Annotated in this window: 1 protein-coding gene; it reads left to right on the forward strand. The window is 52.0% G+C overall.

The features are described 5' to 3' along the window. Positions 1 to 218: 218 nt before the first annotated feature. Positions 219 to 1,140 (forward strand): IS110 family transposase (locus tag EGM97_RS26050; RefSeq protein WP_238965270.1); only part of this gene is annotated, 922 nt, incomplete at its 3' end.

Here is a 1,140-nt window from a genome sequence, read left to right on the forward strand (position 1 = left end):
TCGCGAGCAGGCTCGCTTGTATGTTTAGACTTGAAGGGGTGGGCGGGACTAAAAGCTCGATTCCGACTCTAGCCAGTACGGACCGTGGGAGACTTCTCGTCCCGCCCCTTCTACCCAAAGCGCCAATAAGGAATTCATCGACAAGATCGACGATAGATGCAAGCCAGCGCAAAGGTAGACCCCGACAAGCACCTAAACCCTAGCCCCGAGGATTTGTTATGACAATCCTTACCTCGCAAACGGTTGTCGGCATTGATGTCGCCAAGGCCGAAATCGCTGTATATCGCTCTGATCTGCAAACGATAGATACCGTTAAGAATGATCGAACAACCCTAAAACGCTGGCTTAAAACGTTGCCCGCCCAAAGCGCCATTGCCATTGAAGCTACCAACATTTATCACCTGGACACCGTCGACTTGGCTCATGCGATGGGGCATCAGGTTTATGTCGTGGACGCTTATCGGGTAAGTAACTATCGTCGCGGCATTGGGCAGCGAGCCAAGAACGATCCTTGTGATGCTCGTTTGTTAGCGCGGTATTTGACCAATGAACAGCACGAGCTGCGGCTCTGGTGTCCGCCTCCAAAGGCCTACACAACGCTAAAGAGCTTGCTCCATAGACGTGCGACGCTGGTCAGAAATCATACCGCTCTGATGTTGAGCTGGACCGACGAGCCTCTGCTGAAGGAAGCGCTGGCCACTCAGCAAACAGCCTTTGAGCAAGCGATCAAGGCTATTCAGAAACTGCTACGAAAAGTCAGCAAAGACTCAGGAATTGCAGAAAACATCGTCCGCTGTAAAGCCATCGAAGGCGTAGGCGAGCTGGTCGCAACCGGACTGGCCACCAGTTACATGCGGGGCAATTTTGCGAACAGCAATGCATTTATTGCGTTTTTGGGAATGGACCTGAGGGTGGATGACTCTGGCAAAAAGAATGGCCCTCGGTATCTAACCAAGAAAGGCGATCCAGAGATAAGGCGATTAGCTCACATCGCTGCGATGACGGCCTCTCGCTCGCCTAGATGGAAACCCTTCTACGAGTCATACCTGGCAAGAGGCTTTTCAAAAACTCAGGCATTGGTGGTGCTTGCCCGTAAGCTCTGCCGAGTTGCATTCGCTCTGATGAAAAATCAGAGCGAAT

The sequence above is a fragment of the Pseudomonas sp. AF32 genome (assembly GCF_022342325.2).
Classification (GTDB): Bacteria; Pseudomonadota; Gammaproteobacteria; order Pseudomonadales; family Pseudomonadaceae; genus Aquipseudomonas; species Aquipseudomonas uvaldensis.